Annotated in this window: 18 protein-coding genes; 7 read left to right on the plus strand and 11 right to left on the minus strand. The window is 67.8% G+C overall.

Annotated features, from left to right (window positions below; all coding sequences use genetic code 11):
• Positions 1-16 precede the first annotated feature (16 nt).
• Positions 17-469, plus strand: a complete 453-nt coding sequence (locus AC3ENJ_RS02180) for a DUF4870 domain-containing protein (RefSeq protein WP_308495909.1) — start codon at positions 17-19, stop codon at positions 467-469.
• An 88-nt stretch (positions 470-557) separates the two neighbouring features.
• Here the strand turns inward: AC3ENJ_RS02180 and hemW are convergent, their stop codons facing one another.
• A complete protein-coding gene (hemW, locus tag AC3ENJ_RS02185; RefSeq protein WP_431812914.1) occupies positions 558-1,802 on the minus strand; it encodes a radical SAM family heme chaperone HemW in 1,245 nt (414 codons plus the stop codon).
• Positions 1,802-3,658 carry a translation elongation factor 4 gene (gene lepA / locus AC3ENJ_RS02190; RefSeq protein WP_190807556.1) on the minus strand — a complete coding sequence of 619 codons (1,857 nt, stop codon included), beginning with the start codon at positions 3,656-3,658 and terminating at the stop codon, positions 1,802-1,804. The genes hemW and lepA overlap by 1 nt, the downstream gene beginning before the upstream one ends.
• 118 nt (positions 3,659-3,776) lie before the next feature.
• Here lepA and AC3ENJ_RS02195 point away from each other — a divergent pair, with 118 nt between their 5' ends.
• Together AC3ENJ_RS02195 and rpsT are read left to right on the plus strand one after the other, a co-directional pair.
• Positions 3,777-4,355 (plus strand): type II toxin-antitoxin system PemK/MazF family toxin, encoded by a 579-nt coding sequence (locus tag AC3ENJ_RS02195; protein WP_431812915.1) that lies wholly within the window; start codon positions 3,777-3,779, stop codon positions 4,353-4,355.
• Positions 4,356-4,511: 156 nt separating this feature from the next.
• Positions 4,512-4,772 (plus strand): 30S ribosomal protein S20, encoded by a 261-nt coding sequence (rpsT, locus tag AC3ENJ_RS02200; RefSeq protein WP_190780420.1) that lies wholly within the window; start codon positions 4,512-4,514, stop codon positions 4,770-4,772.
• 142 nt (positions 4,773-4,914) lie between these two features.
• Here rpsT and holA read toward each other — a convergent pair whose 3' ends face one another.
• The 7 genes from holA to leuS all read right to left on the minus strand — a co-directional run bounded on the left by holA (position 4,915) and on the right by leuS (position 14,462).
• Entirely contained in the window at positions 4,915-5,916 is a 1,002-nt protein-coding gene (gene holA, locus AC3ENJ_RS02205) for a DNA polymerase III subunit delta (RefSeq protein WP_190780421.1), read from the minus strand.
• Between the two features lie 129 nt (positions 5,917-6,045).
• Entirely contained in the window at positions 6,046-6,282 is a 237-nt protein-coding gene (locus AC3ENJ_RS02210; protein ID WP_431812916.1) for a DUF1059 domain-containing protein, read from the minus strand.
• Between the two features lie 80 nt (positions 6,283-6,362).
• A complete protein-coding gene (locus tag AC3ENJ_RS02215; RefSeq protein ID WP_431812917.1) occupies positions 6,363-7,199 on the minus strand; it encodes a sigma-70 family RNA polymerase sigma factor in 837 nt (278 codons plus the stop codon).
• Between the two features lie 182 nt (positions 7,200-7,381).
• On the minus strand, positions 7,382-9,934 hold the full coding sequence (locus AC3ENJ_RS02220; protein WP_431812918.1) for a ComEC/Rec2 family competence protein: 2,553 nt from the start codon (positions 9,932-9,934) through the stop codon (positions 7,382-7,384).
• Entirely contained in the window at positions 9,931-10,893 is a 963-nt protein-coding gene (locus AC3ENJ_RS02225) for a ComEA family DNA-binding protein (RefSeq protein ID WP_431812919.1), read from the minus strand. Before AC3ENJ_RS02225 ends, AC3ENJ_RS02220 begins: the two co-directional genes overlap by 4 nt.
• Before the next feature lie 78 nt (positions 10,894-10,971).
• Positions 10,972-11,952 (minus strand): DegV family protein, encoded by a 981-nt coding sequence (locus AC3ENJ_RS02230; protein ID WP_431812920.1) that lies wholly within the window; start codon positions 11,950-11,952, stop codon positions 10,972-10,974.
• Positions 11,952-14,462, minus strand: coding sequence for a leucine--tRNA ligase (gene leuS / locus AC3ENJ_RS02235; protein WP_431812921.1), 2,511 nt, complete (start codon positions 14,460-14,462; stop codon positions 11,952-11,954). Before leuS ends, AC3ENJ_RS02230 begins: the two co-directional genes overlap by 1 nt.
• A 157-nt stretch (positions 14,463-14,619) precedes the next feature.
• Here leuS and AC3ENJ_RS02240 point away from each other — a divergent pair, with 157 nt between their 5' ends.
• From AC3ENJ_RS02240 to AC3ENJ_RS02255, 4 genes are read left to right on the plus strand one after another with little or no spacing between them, the layout of a single operon-like run.
• Positions 14,620-15,732, plus strand: coding sequence for an alpha/beta fold hydrolase (locus tag AC3ENJ_RS02240; RefSeq protein WP_223842050.1), 1,113 nt, complete (start codon positions 14,620-14,622; stop codon positions 15,730-15,732).
• Complete coding sequence (locus tag AC3ENJ_RS02245) at positions 15,729-16,829, plus strand: glycosyltransferase family 4 protein (RefSeq protein ID WP_431812922.1); 1,101 nt, start codon at positions 15,729-15,731, stop codon at positions 16,827-16,829. The genes AC3ENJ_RS02240 and AC3ENJ_RS02245 overlap by 4 nt, the downstream gene beginning before the upstream one ends.
• Positions 16,830-16,858: 29 nt before the next feature.
• Complete coding sequence (locus AC3ENJ_RS02250; RefSeq protein WP_431812923.1) at positions 16,859-18,166, plus strand: M1 family metallopeptidase; 1,308 nt, start codon at positions 16,859-16,861, stop codon at positions 18,164-18,166.
• A gap of 52 nt (positions 18,167-18,218) precedes the next feature.
• Entirely contained in the window at positions 18,219-18,683 is a 465-nt protein-coding gene (locus tag AC3ENJ_RS02255) for an OsmC family protein (RefSeq protein ID WP_431812924.1), read from the plus strand.
• On the opposite strand, the gene AC3ENJ_RS02260 is transcribed toward AC3ENJ_RS02255, so the two are convergent.
• Positions 18,667-20,859 carry a primosomal protein N' family DNA-binding protein gene (locus AC3ENJ_RS02260; protein WP_431812925.1) on the minus strand — a complete coding sequence of 731 codons (2,193 nt, stop codon included), beginning with the start codon at positions 20,857-20,859 and terminating at the stop codon, positions 18,667-18,669. The two genes, AC3ENJ_RS02255 and AC3ENJ_RS02260, sit on opposite strands and share 17 nt — an antisense overlap.
• Complete coding sequence (gene metK, locus AC3ENJ_RS02265; protein WP_190780432.1) at positions 20,856-22,061, minus strand: methionine adenosyltransferase; 1,206 nt, start codon at positions 22,059-22,061, stop codon at positions 20,856-20,858. The genes AC3ENJ_RS02260 and metK overlap by 4 nt, the downstream gene beginning before the upstream one ends.
• Between the last annotated feature and the right edge of the window lie 2 nt (positions 22,062-22,063).

Below are 22,063 nucleotides of genomic sequence, written 5' to 3' on the forward strand. Positions count from 1 at the left end.
CGAAAAGGAATATGTAGTGGTTGATCACCCCCCCACACGAACCGGTTCGCGACCGGTCTCCGCAAACACTCCCCCGTTCGAGCGTATTTCCGCGCGGGCGGAGCCCTTGGACATCTCCCAGGACAAGCAGTTCGCCACCCTCGCGCACCTGGGCGGTGTGGCCGGGGCACTGCCCAGTTATCTGATTAACCGCGCTCTGGGCGATCGCGGTCCGTTCACCCGCCAGGAGTCCCGAGAGGCCCTCAACTTCTCCTTGTTGCCCACCGTGGTCATCCTGGTGGGCATCGGCCTGTCCGTGATTCCCGTGATCGGTTGGGTCTTCGCACTGATCGCCTCCCTCACCTGGGTGGTGCTGGCCGCGCAATCAGTGGTCGCGGGCATCAAGGTCAATCAGGGCGAGCCCTACCAGTACCGCGGCAACACGCACTTGTTCGACAAACTGCAGGCCAATCGCGCGGCCAGGGCCTGAACGGCTCCTCAGCTACGACGACGCCGCCGCGTCCGGGGGGATCCTGGCGCGGCGGCTTTCGTCTGTCTTCCGTTCTAGGCGGCAACGATCACCAGTCGAGAAGGCGACGTGTCACGGCGTCGGCCATGAGACGACCCTGATCTGTGAGGATCACGTGCCCGCCGACAGCGGCGGGGCCGTCCACCCAGCCGTCGAGAATGAGCCCGGCCACGGCGGTGCGTCCCTCGGGGCGCAGGCTGCGTGTTTCGAGTCCTTCCCGGATGCGGATGCCCAGCATCACGTGCTCAAGATACTGCGTGTCCTGGTTCAGGCTCTCCCGCCCCACGGCCGGTGAAAGACCCTCACGGATTTTGTTCGTGTAGGGCAACGGGTGCTTGATGTTCCACCAGCGAACACCGTCCATGTGGGAGTGGGCGCCCGGGCCGATCCCCCACCAATCCTGATTGCGCCAATAGGCAATGTTGTGGGCGCTGCGGTTCTGTTCGGCACTGCGACCCTGGGCCGCGCGGGACCAGTTGGAGACCTCGTACCAGTCGAACCCGGCCTCGCGCAGCAGAGCGTCGGCCAGGATGTACTTCTCCGCCTGATCATCAGGATCCACCTCGGGGACCTCGCCGCGTCTGATCTGGGCGGCGAGTTTGGTGCCGTCCTCGATGATCAGCGAATACGCGGAGATGTGATCGGACTCCAAGTCCAGGGCGGTTTCCACGGAACGCCTCCAATCGCGCACGGACTCCCCCGGTGTGCCGTAAATCAGGTCCACGCTGACCGACAGTCCCGCTTTCCGGGCACCGGCCACCGCGAGCGGCACATTGGCGGGGGTGTGGGTGCGCTCCAGCACCTTGAGCACGTGGGGTACGGCGGATTGCATGCCGAAGGACACACGGTTCACACCCGCCTGCGCCAGAATCTCGAACGTGCGGTCCGTCACTGAATCCGGGTTGGCCTCCACCGTGATCTCCGCGTCCGGAGCCAGTCCGAAACTCTCCCGTGCTTGCTGCAAGACATCCGCGAGGTTCTCGGCCGGGAGCAGCGTGGGTGTGCCGCCGCCGAAGAACACGCTGTGCAGCGGGCGCGGTGACGCTCCGGCGGCGTCGAGAACGGAACGGCCGAAGCGGACCTCCGCGGCGGCGTCGTGATGGTAATCGTCACGGGACACGTCCGGGCCCAGCTGGGACATCGTGTACGTGTTGAAGTCGCAGTAGCCGCAGCGCACGGCGCAGAACGGGACGTGCACGTACAGGCTCAGCGTGCGCTGATTAGCCCGGGCCACCGCACTCGAGGGGAGGGACCCGTCAGCGGGAGCCGGGTCCCCTTCGGGCTGAGCGGGCATTACTTCTTCTTGTCCTTGCCCGATTCTTCGTCGGAGGACAGCGCGGCCACAAAGGCCTCCTGGGGGACCTCCACGCGGCCCACCATCTTCATGCGCTTCTTACCCTCCTTCTGCTTCTCGAGCAGCTTGCGCTTGCGGGAGATGTCACCGCCGTAGCACTTGGACAGCACGTCCTTGCGGATCGCGCGAATGTTCTCGCGGGCAATGATGCGCGAGCCGATGGCCGCCTGGATGGGCACCTCGTACTGCTGACGAGGGATCAAGTTCTTGAGCTTGCCGGTCATCACCACGCCGTACGAGTAGGCCTTGTCCTTGTGGGTGATGGCGCTGAATGCGTCCACCTGTTCGCCCTGCAGCAGGATGTCCACCTTGACCAGGTCCGCGGCCTGTTCGCCGTCCGCCTTCCAGTCCAGGGACGCGTAACCGCGGGTCTTGGACTTGAGCAGATCGAAGAAGTCGAACACGATTTCCGCCAGCGGCAGGCGGTAGCGCAGTTCCACGCGGTCCTCCGAGAGGTAATCCATGCCCTTCATTTCACCGCGCTTGGACTGGCACAGCTCCATGACTGCGCCGATGAACTCCGAGGGCACGAGCACGGTGGCCGAGACCATGGGTTCACGGATCTCGTTGATGCGACCCTCGGGGAACTCGGACGGGTTGGTCACCTCGGTCTCCGAGTTGTCCTCGAGCGTCACGTTGTAGGACACCGAGGGCGCGGTGGAGATCAGGTCCAGGTTGAACTCCCGTTCCAACCTGTCGCGGGTGATTTCCAAGTGCAACAGGCCTAGGAAACCGCAGCGGAAACCGAAGCCCAGCGCGGTGGAGGTTTCGGGTTCATAGACCAGAGCGGCGTCGTTGAGCTGGAGCTTCTCGAGCGCGTCGCGCAGCACGGGGTAGTCCGAACCCTCGACCGGGAACAGGCCGGAGAAAACCATGGGCTTGGGGTCCTCGTAACCACCCAGGGACTCCTCGGCCGGCTTGGTGTGCGAGGTGACTGTATCGCCCACACGGGATTGGCGGACGTCCTTCACACCGGTGATCAGGTAACCGACCTCGCCCACGCTCAGCCCCTCGGACGGAATGGGCTCGGGGGAAATCACGCCGATCTCCAGCATCTCGTGGGCCGCGCCCGTGGACATCATACGGATGCGTTCGCGCGGTTTGAGGGTGCCGTCCACCACGCGCACGTACGTGACCACACCGCGGTAGGTGTCGTACACGGAGTCGAAAATCATGGCGCGTGAGGGGGCGTCCTTGACGCCCTGGGGCGAGGGGACGTCCCGGACGATTTTGTCCAGGAGTGCTTCCACGCCCACGCCGGTCTTGCCGGAGACGCGCAGCACCTCATCCGGTTCCACGCCGATCAGGTTCGCCAGTTCGTCAGCGTACTTGTCCGGCTGGGCCGCGGGCAGGTCGATCTTGTTGAGCACGGGAATGATGGTGAGGTCGTTCTCGAGCGCCAGGTAGAGGTTGGCCAGCGTCTGGGCTTCGATGCCCTGGGCGGCGTCCACCAGCAGGAGGGTGGCCTCACAAGCGGCCAACGAACGGGAGACCTCGTACGTGAAGTCCACGTGTCCCGGGGTGTCAATCATGTTCAGGGCGTAATCGGTGCCGTCCACGTTCCACGGCATACGCACGGCCTGAGACTTGATGGTGATGCCGCGTTCGCGCTCGATGTCCATGCGGTCCAGGTACTGGGCCTTCATTTGCCGCGGGGTCACAACCCCGGTGGCCTGCAACATGCGGTCCGCCAGCGTGGACTTGCCGTGGTCGATGTGGGCGATGATGCAGAAATTTCTGAGCACCGAGGGGTCGGTCGAGGCGGGTGCCGGTGGGTTGACGGCCAACGGTGACACAGGCGGTCCTTTCGTTCTCAGGATGACTCCCCAGTTTCCCACGTTCCGTGCGGATGGGCGAACCGGGGGTGCGCAACTCACACAGGGTGGGCCGCGGGCCGCCAGTAGACTCGGGGGCATGGCAGATTTCATGCGCCTCGCGCGCCAGGGCCTTCGCGCCTACCGCATGTACAAACGAGTGTCCGGTTCCATGCAGGGCAACCGCGGCCAGGGCTCGCGCCCGGACATGGACCAGCGGCCGACGCCGCAGCAGGGCCAGTACCCGGTGTCCACCTCGCAACCCCCGGCGGGCGGCAGGCTGTCCAAGCCCTACCTCGGTGACTGGACCGGCCCCGTGAATCCGCAGTACAACCCCCGTCCGGACGGTCGCCCGGATCCCGGTGAGGTGGTCTGGACCTGGGTGCCGTTCCAGGAGGATCACACCCAGGGCAAGGACCGGCCGGTGTTGATCGTGGACCGCGCCGGTGACTACCTGCTGTGCCTCATGCTCACGTCCAAGGACCACGACCACGCGTCCTACAACGATCCGGACTTCGTGGACGTCGGAACCGGACCGTGGGATCGTCAGGGCCGACCCTCGGAAGCACGCCTCAACCGCGTGATCCCCGTGCTGGCCGCCGATATCCGCCGCGAAGGTGCCGTCCTGGACCGCCACCACTTCGACGCCGTGACCCGAGAACTCGGGAACCGGCGCTGACCACGCTGATCTGATAAGCTTTATCGCTGTGTGTCCGCGCTGGTCGTCGGGCACAGCGGATGGTTGCCACCGAGCATCCCCACTCTCACACTCAGTCGATGATCATCCGTGAGCCCTCACTGACCGAAATTCCATGAACAGTTTTAGGAGTTATACGTGGCCAACATCAAGTCGCAGAAGAAGCGCAACCTGACCAATGAGAAGGCTCGCCTGCGCAACAACGCTTACAAGTCCGAGCTGAAGACCCTGATCCGCAAGGTCACCGACGCCATTGGCGCATCTGACAAGGACGCCGCCGAGTCGAACCTGCGCATCGTGTCCCGCAAGCTGGACAAGGCCGTCTCCAAGGGTGTTCTGCACAAGAACACCGCGGCCAATAAGAAGTCCGGCCTGGCCAAGAAGGTCTCCAAGATCTGAATCGGTCTCAGCTGATAGCTTGAGAGCCCGGTACCGCGAGGTACCGGGCTCTTGCTGTATTCGCCGCCGGTGACGACTCCAGAGGTCGACGGAGTTCACGCGCGCCGAACAAGAGCACAACGGCCCGGGCGCCGCCCCGGGCTCAGTGCCTGCCGTGCGTAGCGATGACGGTAATGGCGCGCTCCACCGCGTAGTACGGGGTGCGGGACTCCCCCTTGACCTGAGCATCGGCGTGGGCAATGGCCTTGAGCGCCTCGCTCACGTGCCCCGGCGTGAATCGGCGAGCCTCGTTCTGGGCTCGCTCCACCTGCCACGGCGCGGCGCCGACATCTCTCGCCACACTTCCCGTGCTCCCCCGGGACCCGGCTACGAGCGCGATCAGCCGCAGCTTGGCACCCAGCGCCGCCACCATGGGAACCGGGTCCACACCCACGTCCACGGCCTGGCGCCAGAGTTTGAGGGCCTGATCCGCGTTACCGGCCACGGCGGCGTCCGCCACACGGAACGCCGTGACCTCAACCCGTCCGCCGTAGTACTTCTCCACCAGGTCGTGATCCACGGTGGTGGGCCCGTCGGAGATCAGCTGGGCGCATGCCGCGGCCAGTTCCGCGGTGCTGGTGCCCACCGCCGCGGCAAGCGCGCGGGCGGCGTCCGGCTCGATGCGTTTTCCGTGCTGCTTGAACTCGGCCAGGATGAACGCGGACTTGTCCCGGTCCGACTTCAGGGGCGCACAGTCCACCACGACCGCCGTCTCCTTGAGGGCATCGAGCAGTTTCTTGCCGCGGTTGCCGCCGCCGTGTTCCCACAGCACCGTGACCTCCGGGTCCGGTGACGTCACGTACGCGAGCGCGTCCGTCAGAAGGTTTTCGTTCATGCTCGCCAGGTCGGTGACGCACACGAGCTTGGGTTCGTCGAACAATGACGGGCTGGTGACCACGGCCAGCTGTCCCGGGGCGTAGTCCGCCGCGGACATGAGCGTGACCTCGCACGTACCGCGTGTCTCACGAATCTGGTCGCGTAGTGACTCTCGGACCCGCTGAATCAGGTATTCGTCCGAGCCCGTGGCCAGGACGAGCGGTTGGGGCGCGGCATCCCGCCAGGAGGTGCCCGCGTTCGACGGCGCGGATCGGCGCGCGGCTGCCATGGCTCCTCCTCGGTGCACGATCACGCGTGCGACGGCAATGGTGATGGTCGTGAATGGTTCCGGTGACCCATGCTAGTGCTCCGGGCCGACACGCATGCGGTGCCGGCCCGGATGTAGACACGGAAGACCCTAATCGACCGGGAGGTTTGCGAAGGCCTGCTTGGTGTTGTTGTACCAGTCCATGGACTTCTTCGGGTGAAGCCATCGGCCCTTAATGTCCTTGCGGGCAGGTTCGTGCGCGGTGTCACCGGCGGCAACAGCGTCTTTCAAGTGCTGATCCTGTTGGTGAATGATGTCATCCGCTGTCTCGCCGTGGAACTCCTGCGTGCACGGACCGCCCAACTGGCTGCAGGTCATGGTTTTCATGGTGTTTCCTCCTTGATCGCGGGGCCGTGTTGCCCTCACTCGTTTGACGACCGAGGACGCCAAAGTGTGACGGGTTCTTTTCAGCGGACCTCATTGTTGCGACGACGCCGCAGTTCCACGGACAGCAACTGGGCCTCGGCCCGGAACTCGATCCGAGTGATACGGCCATGCTCGATCGTGAAATCGAAGGCCACACGCGCTGCGCCCCTGTCGAACCACGCGGCGCCGGGGCGCCCAGCCACGAATACCGGAAGCGCGGAAGCCGCCCCGCCGTTGAAGAAATTCGCAACCGAGGTGCGCCCCTCGATTCTGGACGGCGTTCCGATCTCGACCGCGGCGGCGTCCCCAACGACCACGACGTCGGACGCCAACAGGTCGATGAGACGATCGAGGAGACCCGTGCGCGCTGCCAAGAGGAACGCGTCCACGATTTCCCAGTCGGCGAGTTGTTCTTCCGCATCGGCCGGGCCCACTTTCGAACGCGCTCTTGCCGCCAGCTGGCGGGCCGCGGCGGGAGTGGTTTCCAGAATGTGGGCAATACGGTGGAATTCGAACCCGAAACTCTCGTGGAGGACGAATGCGATTCGTTCTTTCGGAGAGAGTCGATCCATAACGTGGTGTAGAGCGTTCGCCACACTGTCCGCCAGCACCGCTTGTTCCGCGGGATCGGACGACGTATCAGGGCCCTCGGACTGCCCGCTGGGCACGGGAGTTCTGGCCTTCAAACGATCCAGACAGAGCCGCACCGTGACGGTGGTCAACCAGGCCGGAAGATTGTCGATCTGAGCGCTGTTCGTGTGCAGCCGCAACCACGCACGTTGGGCGATGTCCTCGGCTTCGCTCGGGTCCCCGAGCATCCTGGCCGCGAGGTTGACGAGACGTGAGCGCTCGGCAATGAACTCTTCGGTCTGACCCACGCTGTCCTTTCGGGAATGCACTCGAGGGTGCCACGGCCGGACGACCGGGCGGCCCCCGCAACGGCCACTCCGTGCGACACCGACAGTTTATCGGCGACGCTGGCCCTCGGAAGCGCACGCGCACCGTGAAGTGCGAGCTGGCCGGGGTGCCGCCACGGCTGCCACTCGTTCAGGGTGCTCCGTCACCGCGTGGAGACGGAGATGCGCGAGCCGTCCCTACGGATCCAGAGCGAGCCGTGCTGATCGGTCCGGGCCACGGCGGCTCCACGGTCGTGGAGCGCCTGCGTGATGGCCGGGTGCGGATGCCCGTACGTGTTGTCCTCTCCCACCGAGATGACCGCGAGCGCGGGGTCCACCGCGTCGATGAGTCTGGTTCCGCCGTTGCGGGCGCCGTGGTGGGAGACCTTGAGGATGTCGGTCTTGAGGGCGCTGGCGTCCGGTTGGCCGCGGATGAGCCGGTTGGCGCCGTCCTCCTCGAGGTCACCGGCCGAGAGCCACGTGGTGGTTCCGTGTTCTCCCCGCACGGTGATGCGCAGTACCAGAGATGCGTTGTTCTCGTCCTCGGAGCTCGGGACGGTTCGTCGTGGCGCACGTGCCGGGGATGGTGGTGCGGGTCCCAGGACCGTCACCGTGGTGGATCCCAGCTCCAGGGTGTCCCCGGGTCGGGGTAGGTGGGCGCGGTCGGCGAAGTCCTGAGCCGACTCCGGAAGATCACCGGATGCCGACGAGTACCACACGCGATCCACGGGGATGTCCCCGGTCAGGGCTTCGAGACCGGCCGTGTGGTCCGCGTGGTCGTGACTGAGGATCACGGCGTCCAGGTGCTCGACTTCGGCCTGACGCAGGCACGCGCCGAGGGCTCGCGGCTCCGGCCCGGCATCCACCAATACGGCGCTGTGCTCGCCGGTCCGGTGCAGAACGGCGTCTCCCTGGCCCACGTCGCAGACCACCGAGTCCCAGTCCGGTGCCGGGCGCAGCCACCAGATCAACCCCTGGCCGAGCAGCACCAGGGTGGTGACGGAGGCGAGGATCGCGAGCGCGCGGCGGCGTCGGCGGCGTTGTGCTGCGCGCCGTCGCCACACGGGATCGGGCACGGGGGCCGGGGCGGGCGTGACGAGCACGGACCCGTACGTATCGGTGGGTCGCTGACACCGGGCGTCCAGCCAATGCAATCCTGCGCCGGCGGTGACACTGATGGCCGCGAGCAGGACAATGCCCCGGATGCCCGGCGGCCACGGTGTGAGTGCGCCCGGCAGGCCCGCGAAGGAGGTGGCGATCCAGGCCACGCCGCGCGCCGGTACGGCGGCCACCGTGAGGGGCAGTTGGGCGGCGCGTTCCCACGCGCCGGTGACCGGTTCGGCGTCCAGGGCGGGGATCAGGAGAAGTGCGGGCATAAGCACCCTGGGCAGGACCAGGACGCAGACGGCGATGAGCCCGGCCACGGTGACCACGGGCACCAGCAGCGTGGCCGCCAGGTTGGCCGGAAGCGAGTACGTGGGCAGCGCCGGGTTGAGCAGCAGGAGCACGGGTCCGCACCACAGCTGAGCCACGAACGGGATGGCGATGCACAGCGCAACCGGCGCCGGCAGCTTCAGCGCCACGAGGCGCGCGACGGCGCGGCCGCTCACCACGATCCCCGCGGTCGCCAGCACCGACAGGATGAACCCGAAGTCGATGGCCAACCCCGGCGAGACCAACACCAGCGCGATCACCGCCGCGCTCAACGCATTGAGACTCACCCCGGTGCGGCCGCTGAGCATGCTCAGCGCGCCCAGCGCACCCATCACGGAGGCGCGCAGCACGGACGGGTCCGGGCCCACGAGCAGTACGAAGCAGCCCAGCGCGATCAGCCCCGCCACGAGACATACCCGACGCCCCGCCCCCAGGGACAGTGCCGCATACCCGGTCAGGGTCATCACCAGGGCGCAGTTGGAACCGGAGACCGCCGTGAGGTGCGTGAGCCCGGTGGTGCGCAGGTCCTCGGTCAGCGACGCCGAGATGTTCGAGGTATCCCCCACGGTCATACCCGGTACCAGGCCGGCCGCGGCCGCGCCGTGGGACAGACTCAACCGGGCGAGATCGGCGCGGGCTGCCTCCAACAGTCCCGGCTTCCGTTCCGTGTCTCCGGCGGTTTCGGCCACCATGGGTGCGGCCGCCGCTCGCGCGGTCACTCGCGCGGGGGTCGCCGTGTCCGTGAGGGTCACGGTGGCGGTGATGGCCTCACCGTCCGCCAGCTCTGCCCAGCGCGGGTGCGTGGCGAACACGGTGATCTCGGTGTGCTCGGCGTGCCGCCCGACCCGCTGCGTCTGCAGCGCCACCACGGTGCCCTCACCGGTTTCACCGCGATGCGCGAAGGACCGGCTCGAGTACGCGGTGGGCTCACCCGTCACCGTGGCAGTCACGCGGACCGTGGAACCCGGCGGATGCGCGGTCAGGGTGGACCGCGCGGGTTGGGTTGCGTTCCACGCGGTCAACACCGCAGCGGCGGCGCACAAGAACACGACCGCGAGCGCGCCGGCGATCTCGGCGCGGCGCACGGGTGACGCGCGTCGGGCTGCGCCGCGGCTGCTGCGGTGTCGATGCCGGCGGAGTACGAGCAGGAGGGCTCCGGTGGCACCCACGCACGCCAGGCCGGTCCACACGGCGGGCAGCACCCCGGCGGTCAAGACAATGACGGCACACAGCCACACCGTGAGCGCCGACGGGACCAGGCGCAGGTCCCACCGACGGTTCATACTGTGACCAGGGGCAATAACGCCTCGAGCATGGCCGGGCCGATCCCGCTGACGTCATCGAGTTGTTCGGGCGCGGTGAACGGCCCGTGCTCGGCGCGGAAATCGACGATCCGTTGGGCCAGCACCGGCCCCACGCGCGGGAGTTCCTCGAGGTCGGCCACGGCGGCGGTGTTGAGGTTGATCGGCCCGCCCGACGCCGCCGCGCCCGTGCCGGGCTCGCCTCTCGTTTCGCTTCCGCCCGCTCGGGAGCCCGTCTCCCGGGGGACGCCCCGGACCGCTGGCGCCCCCTGCGCCGTGCCCGCCGAATCGCCCGCGGCTTCTGCCTGCGCCGCGGTCTTCTCATTGGGGATCAGCACCTGTTGACCGTCGGTGAGCGGCTGGGCCAGGTTGATGCGTTCGGTGACGGCCGCCCCCGTGAGTCCTCCCGCGGCGTCCACGGCGTCAATGACGCGCGCGCCCGGGGACAGTTGCACCACGCCCGGTTGCTTCACCTCCCCGACCACGTGCACGGTCAGCGCCGCGGACGGGCCCCCGGTGTCGGTCGTGGCCGGGGCGGCGTGAGAGCCCGGACCCGAACCGGGCGCGTCCACCGGCGCTGACGCAGCGCCGGACGCCTCCCCCGCAACCGTGGCCGCCCCCGACGGATCCGCCTCCGCCACGACACTCGACTCAGGATCCGCATCTCCCGGCAGCAGGGACAGGGCAGAGATCCCGCACACCGCCAGGAGCACCACGATCACCACGATGACCGCCGGGCGGGTGAAGAACGCGCGGACCGCCACGGGATGACGATGGTGGGGGCCGTCCTGCTCGCCGGGGCCGTCCACCGCGGTGACATGACCGCCCGGAACCGCCGGTTCCTCGGCGCGCTCGGCCACGCCCTCCAACAACGCCGACAATCGCTCCGTGGCTTGCTGATCCCGTAGTCGGGCCCGTCCCCGATAATTGACCCCGCTCATGCGCCCCAGCCAACCCGGCCGACCGGACCCGGAGAAGCCTCAGGTCACGGCCTGGGGATCACGAAAGCACGCGGAGCCTCATGTCTCCACCGGTGCAGCCCGGATGCCGTGCACAATCGGTCGGCTCGTAGGACCCTCGACGATCGCCGCCTTGGTTCCCAGCCCCACGTGAGCACTCAACACGGCCGGCAACTCGCTCAGGACCAGCTGCGCATCCGGGCGGTACCGGTCCAGTAGCGTCTCCCCGATCTCACGGGCCCCGTGCGGATCGGAGACGTGGTGGATGCACAGCACCGGAGTCTGCACCTCGGCATGCGACAGCGCCTCCCCCGCGAGCGTCATGAAGCGACCGCGGGCCTTCCCCGCCGACACGGGCCGTTCCACGGTCACGATCTTGCCCTCGTGCAGGGACAGCAGCGGTTTGATCTGCAGCATGGTCCCCAGCATCGCCGAGGTCGGATTGATCCGCCCGCCCCGGCGCAGGGTCTCCAGGGAGTTCACCTGGATCAGCACGTGCGCCTCGGCCGAGGCGGCGGTGGCGGCCGCGGCGACGTCGTCGATCCCCCGCCCTGCCAACGCGGCCCGGACCGCCGCGCGGACCCCCAGGCCCTGCCCCAGGCCGGCGCTGCGGGTGTCCACGAGACGGACGGGAATGTCGATGTCCTGGCGTGCTATCCGCGCCGCACCCAGCGTGCCGGACAACTCCGCGGACAGGTGAACGGAGACGATGGCCTCGAAACCGGCGGCCTGGAAGGCTTCGTAACGCTTGCGCAGCTGCCCCGGCGCGGGCCGCGAGGTGGTCACGGGCCGCCCTTCAGCGAGCGCAATGACCAGGGACGAGAGCATGTCCGACTCGTCCTCGGTGTAGAGCTGCCCGCCGATCAACACGGGTAATTCCACGCTCGCGAACGCTCCGGAGGCCTCGAACTCGGCCTGCCACACGCTGGGTAGGGCGGCGGCGTTGTCGGTGACGACCGCGACTTTCGCGCCGGGAACGGGACAGCGCCCGTCCCCCGGCGTGGCACCGGGTGACGGGCGCTGGTGGGAATCTCGGGTCATCACACCACGATATTCACGAGCTTGGGCGCGCGCACGATGACCTTCCGGACCGTGGCGTCGCCGATGTGGCGCTGAACGGTCTCGGAGGCGAGCGCGGCGGTCTCGAGGTCCGCTTCGGTGATGTCCGCGGCGACCTCCAGGCGATCGCGGACCTTGCCCTTGATCTGGACCACGGCGGTGACCGTGTCGTCCACGAGCAGGGCCTGGTCCACCTCGGGCCACGGGGCGAGCACCACGGAATCCTCGTGGCCCAGGGCGTGCCACATGTCCTCGGCGGTGTAGGGCGCCACCAGGGACAGCAGGATGGCCACGGCCTCCACGGCCTCGCGCACGGCGGGATCACCGGCACCGGGACCGCCGTCGATGGCTTTACGCACGGCGTTGACCAGCTCCATGGTGCGGGCGATCACCACGTTGAACTTCCCGGCATCCAGCAGCTGCGTGGCATCCGCAACGGCCCGGTGGGTTACACTGCGCAGCGCTTTGTCACCGGCGGTGACATCCGCATCCGGGCCGACGGTGCTGTCCTGAGCCAACCGCCAGGCGCGGGCCAGGAACTTCTGCGAACCCTGCGGGGACACGTCCGCCCAGTCCACGTCGTCCTCGGGCGGGGAGGCGAACACCATGGTCAGGCGCACCGCGTCCACGCCGAACGCGTCCAACTGCTCGCCCAGGTCCACACCGTTACCCAGCGACTTGGACATCGCCTTGCCACCGTTGAGCACCTGGCCCTGGTTGAGCAGCGCCTTGAACGGTTCCTGGAAACCGATCAGGCCGAAGTCGTAGAGCGCCTTGGTGAAGAACCGGCTGTAGAGCAGGTGCAGAATCGCGTGCTCCACACCGCCCACGTACTGGTCCACGGGCAGCCAGCGGTCCACCTCGTCGCGATTGAACGGTGCGTTCTCGTCCGTGGGTGAAGCGAACCGCAGGTAGTACCAGGATGAATCCACGAACGTGTCCATGGTGTCGGTGTCGCGGGTGGCGGGCCCACCGCACTCGGGGCACGTCACGTTCACCCAGTCCGACGCCGCCGCGAGCGGGGACTGTCCCTTGGGCGAGAGCTCCTCCCCGCGCAGGTTCTCGGGCAGCGTCACGGGCAGTCGGTCCTCGGGGACCGGCACCTCGCCGCAGGCCTGGCAGTGAATGATGGGGATGGGGGCGCCCCAGAACCGCTGGCGGGACAGCAACCAGTCACGCAGGCGGTAATTGATGTGGCGCTCGCCGGTACCCGCCTCGCGCACAATCTCGATGGCTCGGGTGATGGCCTCAGCCTTGGGCAGCCCGTCCAGCGGACCGGAGTTCACCAGCCGGCCGTCACCGGTGGTCGCCACCCCGGACACCGCCGGGTCCTCCTCGCCGGTGTCCACGACCGCGCGCACGGGCAGGTCGAAGGCGCGGGCGAAGTCCAGGTCTCGCTGATCGTGGGCGGGCACGGCCATGATCACGCCGGTGCCGTAATCGGCCAGCACGTAGTCCGCCGCCCACACGGGCAGCTTCTCGCCGTTGAGCGGGTTGATCGCGTACCGGCCCAGGAACACTCCGGTCTTGGTGCGGTCGGTGGCTTGCCGGTCGATGTCGGAGAGCGCCTTGATGTTCTCCCGGTACTTCTCCAAGGCGGCGCGGTGCTCGTCGTCGACGATCTCGGCGGCAATGGGGGCGTCCGCGGCGACCACGCAGAACGTGGCGCCGTAGAGGGTGTCGGGGCGGGTGGTGAACACTGTGACGCTGCGACCGGAGGTGTCCGAGGCATCCGCGCCCTCGGCGGGGACACCCTCGATCACGAAGTTCACGTGCGCGCCCTCGGAACGGCCGATCCAGTTGCGCTGCATGGCCAGCACTCGCTCGGGCCAGTGACCCTCCAACTCCGTCATGTCGTCCAGGAGCCGGTCCGCGTAGTCGGTGATCTTGAAGTACCACTGGTTCAGGGACTTCTTGGTCACCGGGGTGTGGCAACGCTCACACAGCCCGTTGACCACTTGCTCGTTGGCCAGCACGGTCTGGTCCGTGGGGCACCAGTTGACCGGTGAATCCTTCCGGTAGGCCAGGTTGTGCTTGTAGAACTGCAGGAACAGCCACTGGGTCCAGCGGTAGTACTCGGGATCCGAGGTGTGGATCTCCCGCGTCCAGTCCGCGCTGATGGCGTAGCGCTGGAAGGACTTCTTCTGCGTGTCGATGTTGCGGTAGGTCCACTCCGCCGGGTGGGTGTTGCGCTTGATCGCCGCGTTCTCCGCCGGCAGGCCGAAGGAGTCCCAGCCAATGGGGTGCATCACGTCGAAGCCGCGGTGCATCCAGTAACGGGCCACCACATCACCCATGGCGAACGCCTCCGCGTGACCCATGTGCAGGTCACCGGAGGGGTAGGGGAACATGTCCAGCACGTAGCGCCGGGGTTTGGAACCGTCGTCGAGGGGCTTGTACACCTTCTGGTCGTCCCAGAACTGGGGCCAGGCGGCCTCAATGCGCTGGACGTTGTACTCGGTTCCCGTCTCCGGGGTGTTCTGCGCGCTCACGGGCCTCGCCTTCACATCACATGATTGGGTCACCCGCGCACTGTCACGGCCGGCACCTGACGCTGGCATGGTGAATCCACGCGGACTGACATGGGGATCTCCCGTCAGTTTAGACCAGCCCCGCAACCGGGGTGTGCTCCCGGACCGGACGGTTACCATGGACGCGCCGCTAGCCCATGACTTGGAGGTCACCGTGGATAATCCGTACGCCGAACGCCGCAGCGTTCAACTGGACGGATACAAGGTCAGATACTGGTTTTACGACGCGGACAAGACGCGCAAACCCCTGATCGTCATGTTCCACGGCTTCCGCGGGGATCACCACGGTCTGCAACTGATCGCCACCGAGCTGCGTGAGAAGTACCACGTGGTGGTTCCGGACCTGCCGGGCTTCGGCCGCTCCGAACCCTTTCCGGATCGGGAACACTCGATCCCCTCCTACGTGGAGTTCGCCCAGCAGTTCATCACGGCACTGACCGACGGCGCCGTGTCCCCGGACGGGGAGAACGGAATCATCGTGGCCGGTCATTCCTTCGGATCAATCATCGCCTCGCACTTTGCGGTGGATTTCCCGGCCATGGTGCACCGGCTGGTGCTCATCAACCCCATTTCCGAGCCCGCCCTGGCCGGTGAGCACAAGAAACTCACGCGGCTCACGGAGCTCTACTACGGCGTGGGGAAGTCTCTGCCCCGCGCCCTGGGAACCAAGATCCTCTCATCCCGGGCCGTGGTGAAACTCATGACCGACGTGATGGTCAAGTCCCAGGACCCCGAGGTCAAGAAGTACGCGTTACGGCAGCACGAGTCCTACTTCTCGACCTTCGCGAACCGGGACGTGCTCCACCAGGCCTACCAGGCCTCCATTTCCCGCACCGTGGCCGAGGTGGCCATGCAACTGAGCATGCCCACGCTGCTGATCGTGGGCGCGCAGGACGATCTGGGGTCCGTGGCATCCCAACAAACCATGGCCTCGTGGATCCGCAGCCACCGCCTGGAAATCATCCCGGACACGGGTCACCTGATCCACTACGAAGCCCCGGTGCTGGCGGCCCAGTACATCGACGACTTCCTCAGCGCCCCGGCACCCGAGCCCATGGCCGCTCACGACGAGTTACCGCTGGCCGACACCACCGAGTCCACACCCGACCAGCTCACCGGCATGACACCGATCATCCGGCAGCACCAGCTGGCCCGCGAACACGCCGCCCAGCAGTCCCGCCACGAGCGCCGCGAGCGCGACGACCACCCCACCGGTGAGGATCGCCCGTGAAATTCCTCTTCGACGCCCGCTACATCCGCACCGATCATCACGACGGCATCAGCCGCTACAGCGCCGAGCTGCTGAGCGCGCTCGCCGAGCTGACCCGCGATGAGCCCCGGGTCCGTGTGGCCGCGCTGATCAGCGACCCCGCCCAGCTGGAACACGTCCCCCAGCTGCCCCACCTCACGGGCCCGGCGGTCACGTCCCCCGCCGAGGCGCTCACCTCACTGCAGCTCAACCGTTACCGCCCGGACGTGGTCTTCTCCCCCATGCAGACGATGGGTTCACTGGGCCGGCGGTACAAGCTGATCCTCACGCTCCACGACCTCATTTATTACGAGCACCCCCAGCCGCCCTCGGACCTGCCGCTGCCCATCCAATGGGGGTGGCGGGCCTACCACAAGGCCTGGTGGCCGCAGCGGGTCGCACTCAATCGCGCGAATGCCGTGGTCACCGTCTCCGAGACCTCTCGGGAGCAGATCCTGGCCCACCGCCTGACCAAACGGGAGGTGCGCGTGGTGCCCAATGCGGCGTCGTCCGCGGCGGTGCCCGAAATCGAGGCGCTCACCCGGCTCGCCACGCGCGGCAAGGACCTGCTCTACATGGGCTCGTTCCTGCCGTACAAGAACGTCGAAACCCTGCTGCGAGCGGCCGCGCACTTACCCGAGTACACGCTGCACGTGCTCTCCCGGATCTCCCCGGCACGTGAGGCGCAGCTGCGGGCGCTCGCGGGGGCCGGCGAGAACGTGGTCTTCCACCGCGGGGTCACCGAGACCGAGTACCAGGATCTGCTGTCCTCGTGCGCGGCACTCGTGACCGCCTCGCACGCCGAGGGTTACGGACTACCGCTCATCGAGGCCTTCGCGGCCGGGGCTCCCGTAGTCTGTTCGGATACACCGATTTTTCGCGAGGTGGCCGGTGACGCCGCGGGGTACGCTCCCGCCGACGACGACGCCGCATTCGCCGCCCGGGTGCGCGAGCTCACCGATCCGCAGCTCGCGCGGGCGCGGGTTCTGGCGGGTTTGCAGCGGGTACGCGCCCACACGTGGGAGGATTCCGCGCGCCGGCTCCTTCACCTCGCGACCGAGCTGCAGCAACGCGGCTGACGGGGGCCACGCGCCCCGGAAGGACCACCATGACCCATCTGGACTCTTACACCCCGCATTCGGGAAGCTCCGCGGTGCACGTGAACCACTACGACCTGGCCCTGGACTACGACATCCTGCCGAACACGCTGCGAGCGCACGCCGTGCTGGAGGCCCGGGTGCTGGAGAACTGTTCCGCGCTGTCCCTGGATCTTGCGGGGTTGACGGTGGATCGCGTGCTGGTCAACGACCGCTCGAGCTCCTTCGAACAGTCCAGGTCCAAGCTGGTGGTGCACGCCCGGGACGGGTTCGTCACGGGCGAGTCGCTCACGCTCGAGATCCACTATGCGGGAACCCCGTCCCCGGCCTCCGGCGCGTGGGGCGAGATCGGGTGGGAGGAACTCTCGGACGGCGTCCTGGTCGCCGGGCAGCCGGTGGGGGCGGCCACGTGGTTCCCGTGCAATGACCACCCGAGCCAGAAGGCCACCTTCCGGGTGCGTGTTCTGGTGGACTCCGACTACACCGCGATCTCCAACGGCGAGCTGGTGTCGGTGAATTCCTGGGGCAAGCGCACGGAGTGGACCTGGGAGTCGCGCGAGCCGGTAGCCACGTACCTGGCCACCATGCAGATGGGTCAGTACCGACGGGGACCCGTGGAAACCGGGCCCTATCCCCCCGCACGGGTTCCGTTGACGCTGGCCTGCGGCGAGCACCTGTGGTCGCAGGCGCAGCGGGTGCTTGCGAAACAACACGCCATGATGGCCGCGTTCGAGCAGCACTTCGGGGCGTACCCGTTCGACCACTACGGGGTGGTCGTGACCGATGACGAGTTGGAGATCCCGCTCGAATCGCAGCCGTTGTCGATTTTCGGATGCAATCACCTGACCGAATCGTGGGAGTCCGAACGGCTGATCGCCCATGAGCTGGCACACCAGTGGTTTGGTAACTCGGTGACGCCGGCGTCCTGGTCCGATATCTGGCTCAATGAAGGGTTCGCCCACTACGCGGAGTGGGTGTGGTCCGAGGCCTCCGGCCGCCGCTCGGCGTACGACCACGCGGTGGCGGCGCACAAGGAGCTGTCCGATGCCAAGCAGAAAGTGGTCATCGGGGACCCCGGCCCCAAGAAAATGTTCGACGACCGCGTGTACGTGCGCGGCGCCCTGACCCTGCATGCGCTCCGGATGCACGTGGGTGAGCGAGCATTCTTCACGATGATGCAGCGGTGGACCGCCCAGAACCGGTGCGGGAACGTGACGACGGCCCAGTTCTTGGCCCTGGCCTCCGAGGTCAACGCGGCACCCGTGGAGCCGGTGCTGCACGCGTGGTTGTTCGAGAAGAAACTGCCGCCGCTGCCCTGAGGTTCGCGGCCTTCCCGGCCGGGCGCTCACCACCGGGTGACATCATGGACCCATGAGCGAACATCAGAACCCCACGCACTCCGTTGAGCTGTTGCGCACCGCCACCAACCGCTACGTTGCCCGCACCGCGGACGGCGCCGAGGTTGCCTTCGGGCGAGGTGAGGGGCTGCTGTCACCGGTGGAACTGCTGTTGGCCGCCATTGCGGGCTGCTCCGCCATCGACGTGGACACCGTGACCTCCCGCAGTACCGAGCCCACCGACTTCCGGGTCGAGGCAAGCGGCCACAAGATCACGGAGGACAGCGGCGCAACTCGGTTGACGGACGTTAACCTCTCCTTCCGCCTGGCCTTCCCCGATGACGAGGGCGGGCGCAAGGCCGCCGGGCTGGTCGACCGGTTGGTGGCACTCTCCCACGACAAGTACTGCACCGTCTCACGCACGGTGGAACACGCAACCCCGGTCGCCGTCGAGACCGAGGTGCGGGTGGGCGGGGACCCGGCTACAACAGATCGGTGATATCGCAGCGCACGTTCACCACGGCATGCTCACGCAGGGCGGAGGCGCGCGCCTTCTCAGCCCGTAATGCCGCGGTGATCTGCGGGGCGATTCCGAACCCGAAGAACAACAGCGCCCGGTACTGGGGTTCGTCCCCGGTCGTGAGGCCCGCGAGTGTTCCCGGATCGCCCTCGTCGGACCAGCCGCCCACGTGGTCCTTCAAGGGAGCGGGGCCCACCACGTTCACCCGGGAGGGCAGGTCCAGGTCGCGCAGGGTCGCGCTGAGGGCATCGCGCGGGCCGGTGAGGGCGGCGGTCCGTACCGCGGGGGGAAGGCCCAGCTCGTGGCGCTCCTGCAATTGGCGGTAGGCGTGACCCGAGGGGTCCCAGCGCACCAGGGCGCCGACCGCCCGATCATGGTCCGCCGTCACCACCACGGTCCCGCCCCGTGATGAGGGCCGGACGAGCGCCGCGGCGTTGAACCAGCGACGCAGGGTTTGTTCCTCGGCGCGCAGCCACGGCCGGGCCAACATCTCGTTGCCGTCCAACAGCAGCGCTGCGGCATAACCGCCCTCGGCCACCGGCTCGGCACCGGGGGTGGCCACCACCAGCGCGGGATCCGAGCCCACATCCGCCCGGACGTGCTCGGCGCTGGAGGAGATCACGGGAACCTGCGGGAAAGCACGACCCAGCTCCTCCGCGGTGCGCAGGGCCCCCACCTTGCTCAACCGCAAGCGCTGGAAACCGCATTCCTGGCACTGCCAGCCGTGGGCGTTACGACCGCACCACGTGCACACGGGGGCTTCACGACCCGACCGCAGCGACAAAGACCCCCCGCAGGCGCGGCACCGCGCGGGTGCGCGGCAGCGTTCACACGCCACGAACGGCGCGTAGCCTCGCCGGGCGACCTGCACGAGCACCGGCCCCTCCGCCAGGGCCCGCTGCGCCACCCGGTACGCCTCGTGCGGCAACCGCGCCCTCGCGGCCAGGGGGTCGCGAGCCACGTTGAACGAGTCCGAGGTGGCATCGATCCGCGGTGAGTACGTCCGGAGGGTGGCCCGCTCGGGGCGCAGGTGAGCAGCCCAACCGGTCGTGATGAGCCGCTGGGCTTCCGGGCTTACGCTGTACCCGGTGAACAGGGCGGCCGTGTCCTCCCGCTGGGCGCGCAACAACACCACATCGCGCGTGTGCTGGTACGGGGCGCGTTGTTCCACGTAACTGGCGTCGCCGTCGTCGTGGCAGCACACCAGGCGCAGGTCCTGCACGGGCGCGTAGGCGGCCGATCGCGTCCCGATCGCCAGGTGCTTGTGGCCCAGCGAGAGCTCCATGTACCCGCGGTAGCGCGGTGTGGGGCCGTCGTCCGCGTGCAGGCGCACCACCCGCTCGGAACCCACCAGACTCTCGAGGGCCGCGGCCAGGCGTTGCAGGGACTTGTAGTCGGGGGTCACGGCCAACGCACCGTGCCCGGCCTCGTAGCTGGCCGCCATGGCCGAGGCCGTCAGCAGCGCCCAGTCGTGATCCTCCGGGGCGGGCAGCACCTCGACCACCGCTCGGGCGGGAGCCGACTCCGATGCCGCGGCAAGCCACTCGGGGCCGCCCCGGTAGTGGCGCCACGGCTCGCGCGGCACGGACACCGGCGCGGGTTCATCCTCCGACGCCGCCGGTTCGGGGTGGTCATCGTCCGTCGTCGCGGCGGCCGCCTTCATGCGCGCCAGCATTTCCTTGTCCACCCGGGCGACCCGCGGCGGCACCGCCACGCGCAGCACGTCCGACACGGTTCCGGCCGACCGGGCGGCCACCGCCTGCGCCAACTCCACGATGGCCGGCTTAAGCACGGGCAGTGGGCTGAGGATTTTGCGGATGCTCAGCAGGCGCCCGGCCACCTCCGTCTCGGCCACGCGGTCCACGATCCACCCGGTCATGAGCCGGCCGGAGAACACCACGGAGACCTTGGCACCGACCACCGCGTGCTGGTCGAGACCGGCCGTGACCCGGTAGTCGAACAGGCGATCCAGATGCGGGACGTAGGCGTCCAGCAGGATCTTGGCAACGGGGTTCTCCGGGGCCGGTCCCTCGGACCCCACGGGGATCTCGGGTTCTGCGGGCGTGGGAACCGCGTCGGGCAGTCCCGCGAGGGAGAGTTGCTCCGGGGCAGCGTCCGGGCCGGGTACCGCTTCCGACCCGGAACGCTCGCTCACAGTCCTGCGGCGGAACGCAACGCTTCGACGCGGTCGGTGCGCTCCCAGGTGAAATCGGGGTCCGTGCGGCCGAAGTGACCGTGCGCCGCCGTCTTGGCGTACACGGGGCGCTTGAGGTTCAGGTCTTCGATGATGGCCAGCGGACGCAAATCGAAGACCTCCAGAATGGCCTTCTCGATGCGCTGCGGAGCCACGGTCTCGGTGCCGAAGGTCTCCACGTAGAGACCCACCGGGCGGGCCTGGCCAATGGCGTACGCGACCTGGACCTCCGCGCGGCGCGCAAGGCCCGCGGCGACCACGTTCTTGGCGACCCAGCGCATGGCGTAGGCTGCCGAACGGTCCACCTTGGACGGGTCCTTGCCGGAGAACGCCCCGCCGCCGTGGCGGGCCATGCCCCCGTAGGTGTCCACAATGATTTTGCGGCCGGTCAACCCCGCATCACCCACGGGCCCACCGCGGACGAAATTACCCGCCGGATTCACGATGATCTCGGTGTGGGACAGGTCCAGACCCGAATCCGCGAGCACGGGATCGATCACGGACTGGGAAATGTCCGAGGTCAGCTGCTGCAGGTCATACCCTTCGGCGTGCTGCGAGGACACGACCACGGTCTCCACGGACACGGGCGTATGACCGTCGTAACCGAGGGTCACTTGAGTCTTACCGTCCGGACGGAGATTGGGGAGCACGGCGGTCTTGCGCACGCGCGTGAGCTGCTCGGACAACCGATGCGCGATGGAAATGGGCGCCGGCATGAGCACCTCGGTCTCATCGGAGGCGTAGCCGAACATCAGGCCCTGGTCCCCCGCGCCCTGGATGTCCCGGGGGTCCTTGGCCACACCGGAACGGCTTTCCAGGGAGTTATACACGCCCTCGTGGATTTCGCTGGACTGCTCACCCACGCTGATGGAGACACCGCAGAACTCACCGTCGAAACCATGCACGGACGAGTTGTATCCGATGTCCAACAGGCATTTGCGCACAATGTGCGGGATCTCCACGTACGCCCTGGTCTTGACTTCACCGGCCACGTGCACCAGGCCGGTGGTCACCATGGTTTCCACGGCCACGGATGACTCGGGATCCTCGGCGAGCAGGGCGTCCAGGATGGAGTCCGAGATCTGGTCACAGATTTTGTCCGGGTGTCCCTCCGTCACGGATTCGGAGGTGAAAATTCTCAGGTGGGGGCTAGATTCGGTCACCG

The organism is Kocuria sp. cx-455 (genome assembly GCF_057707085.1).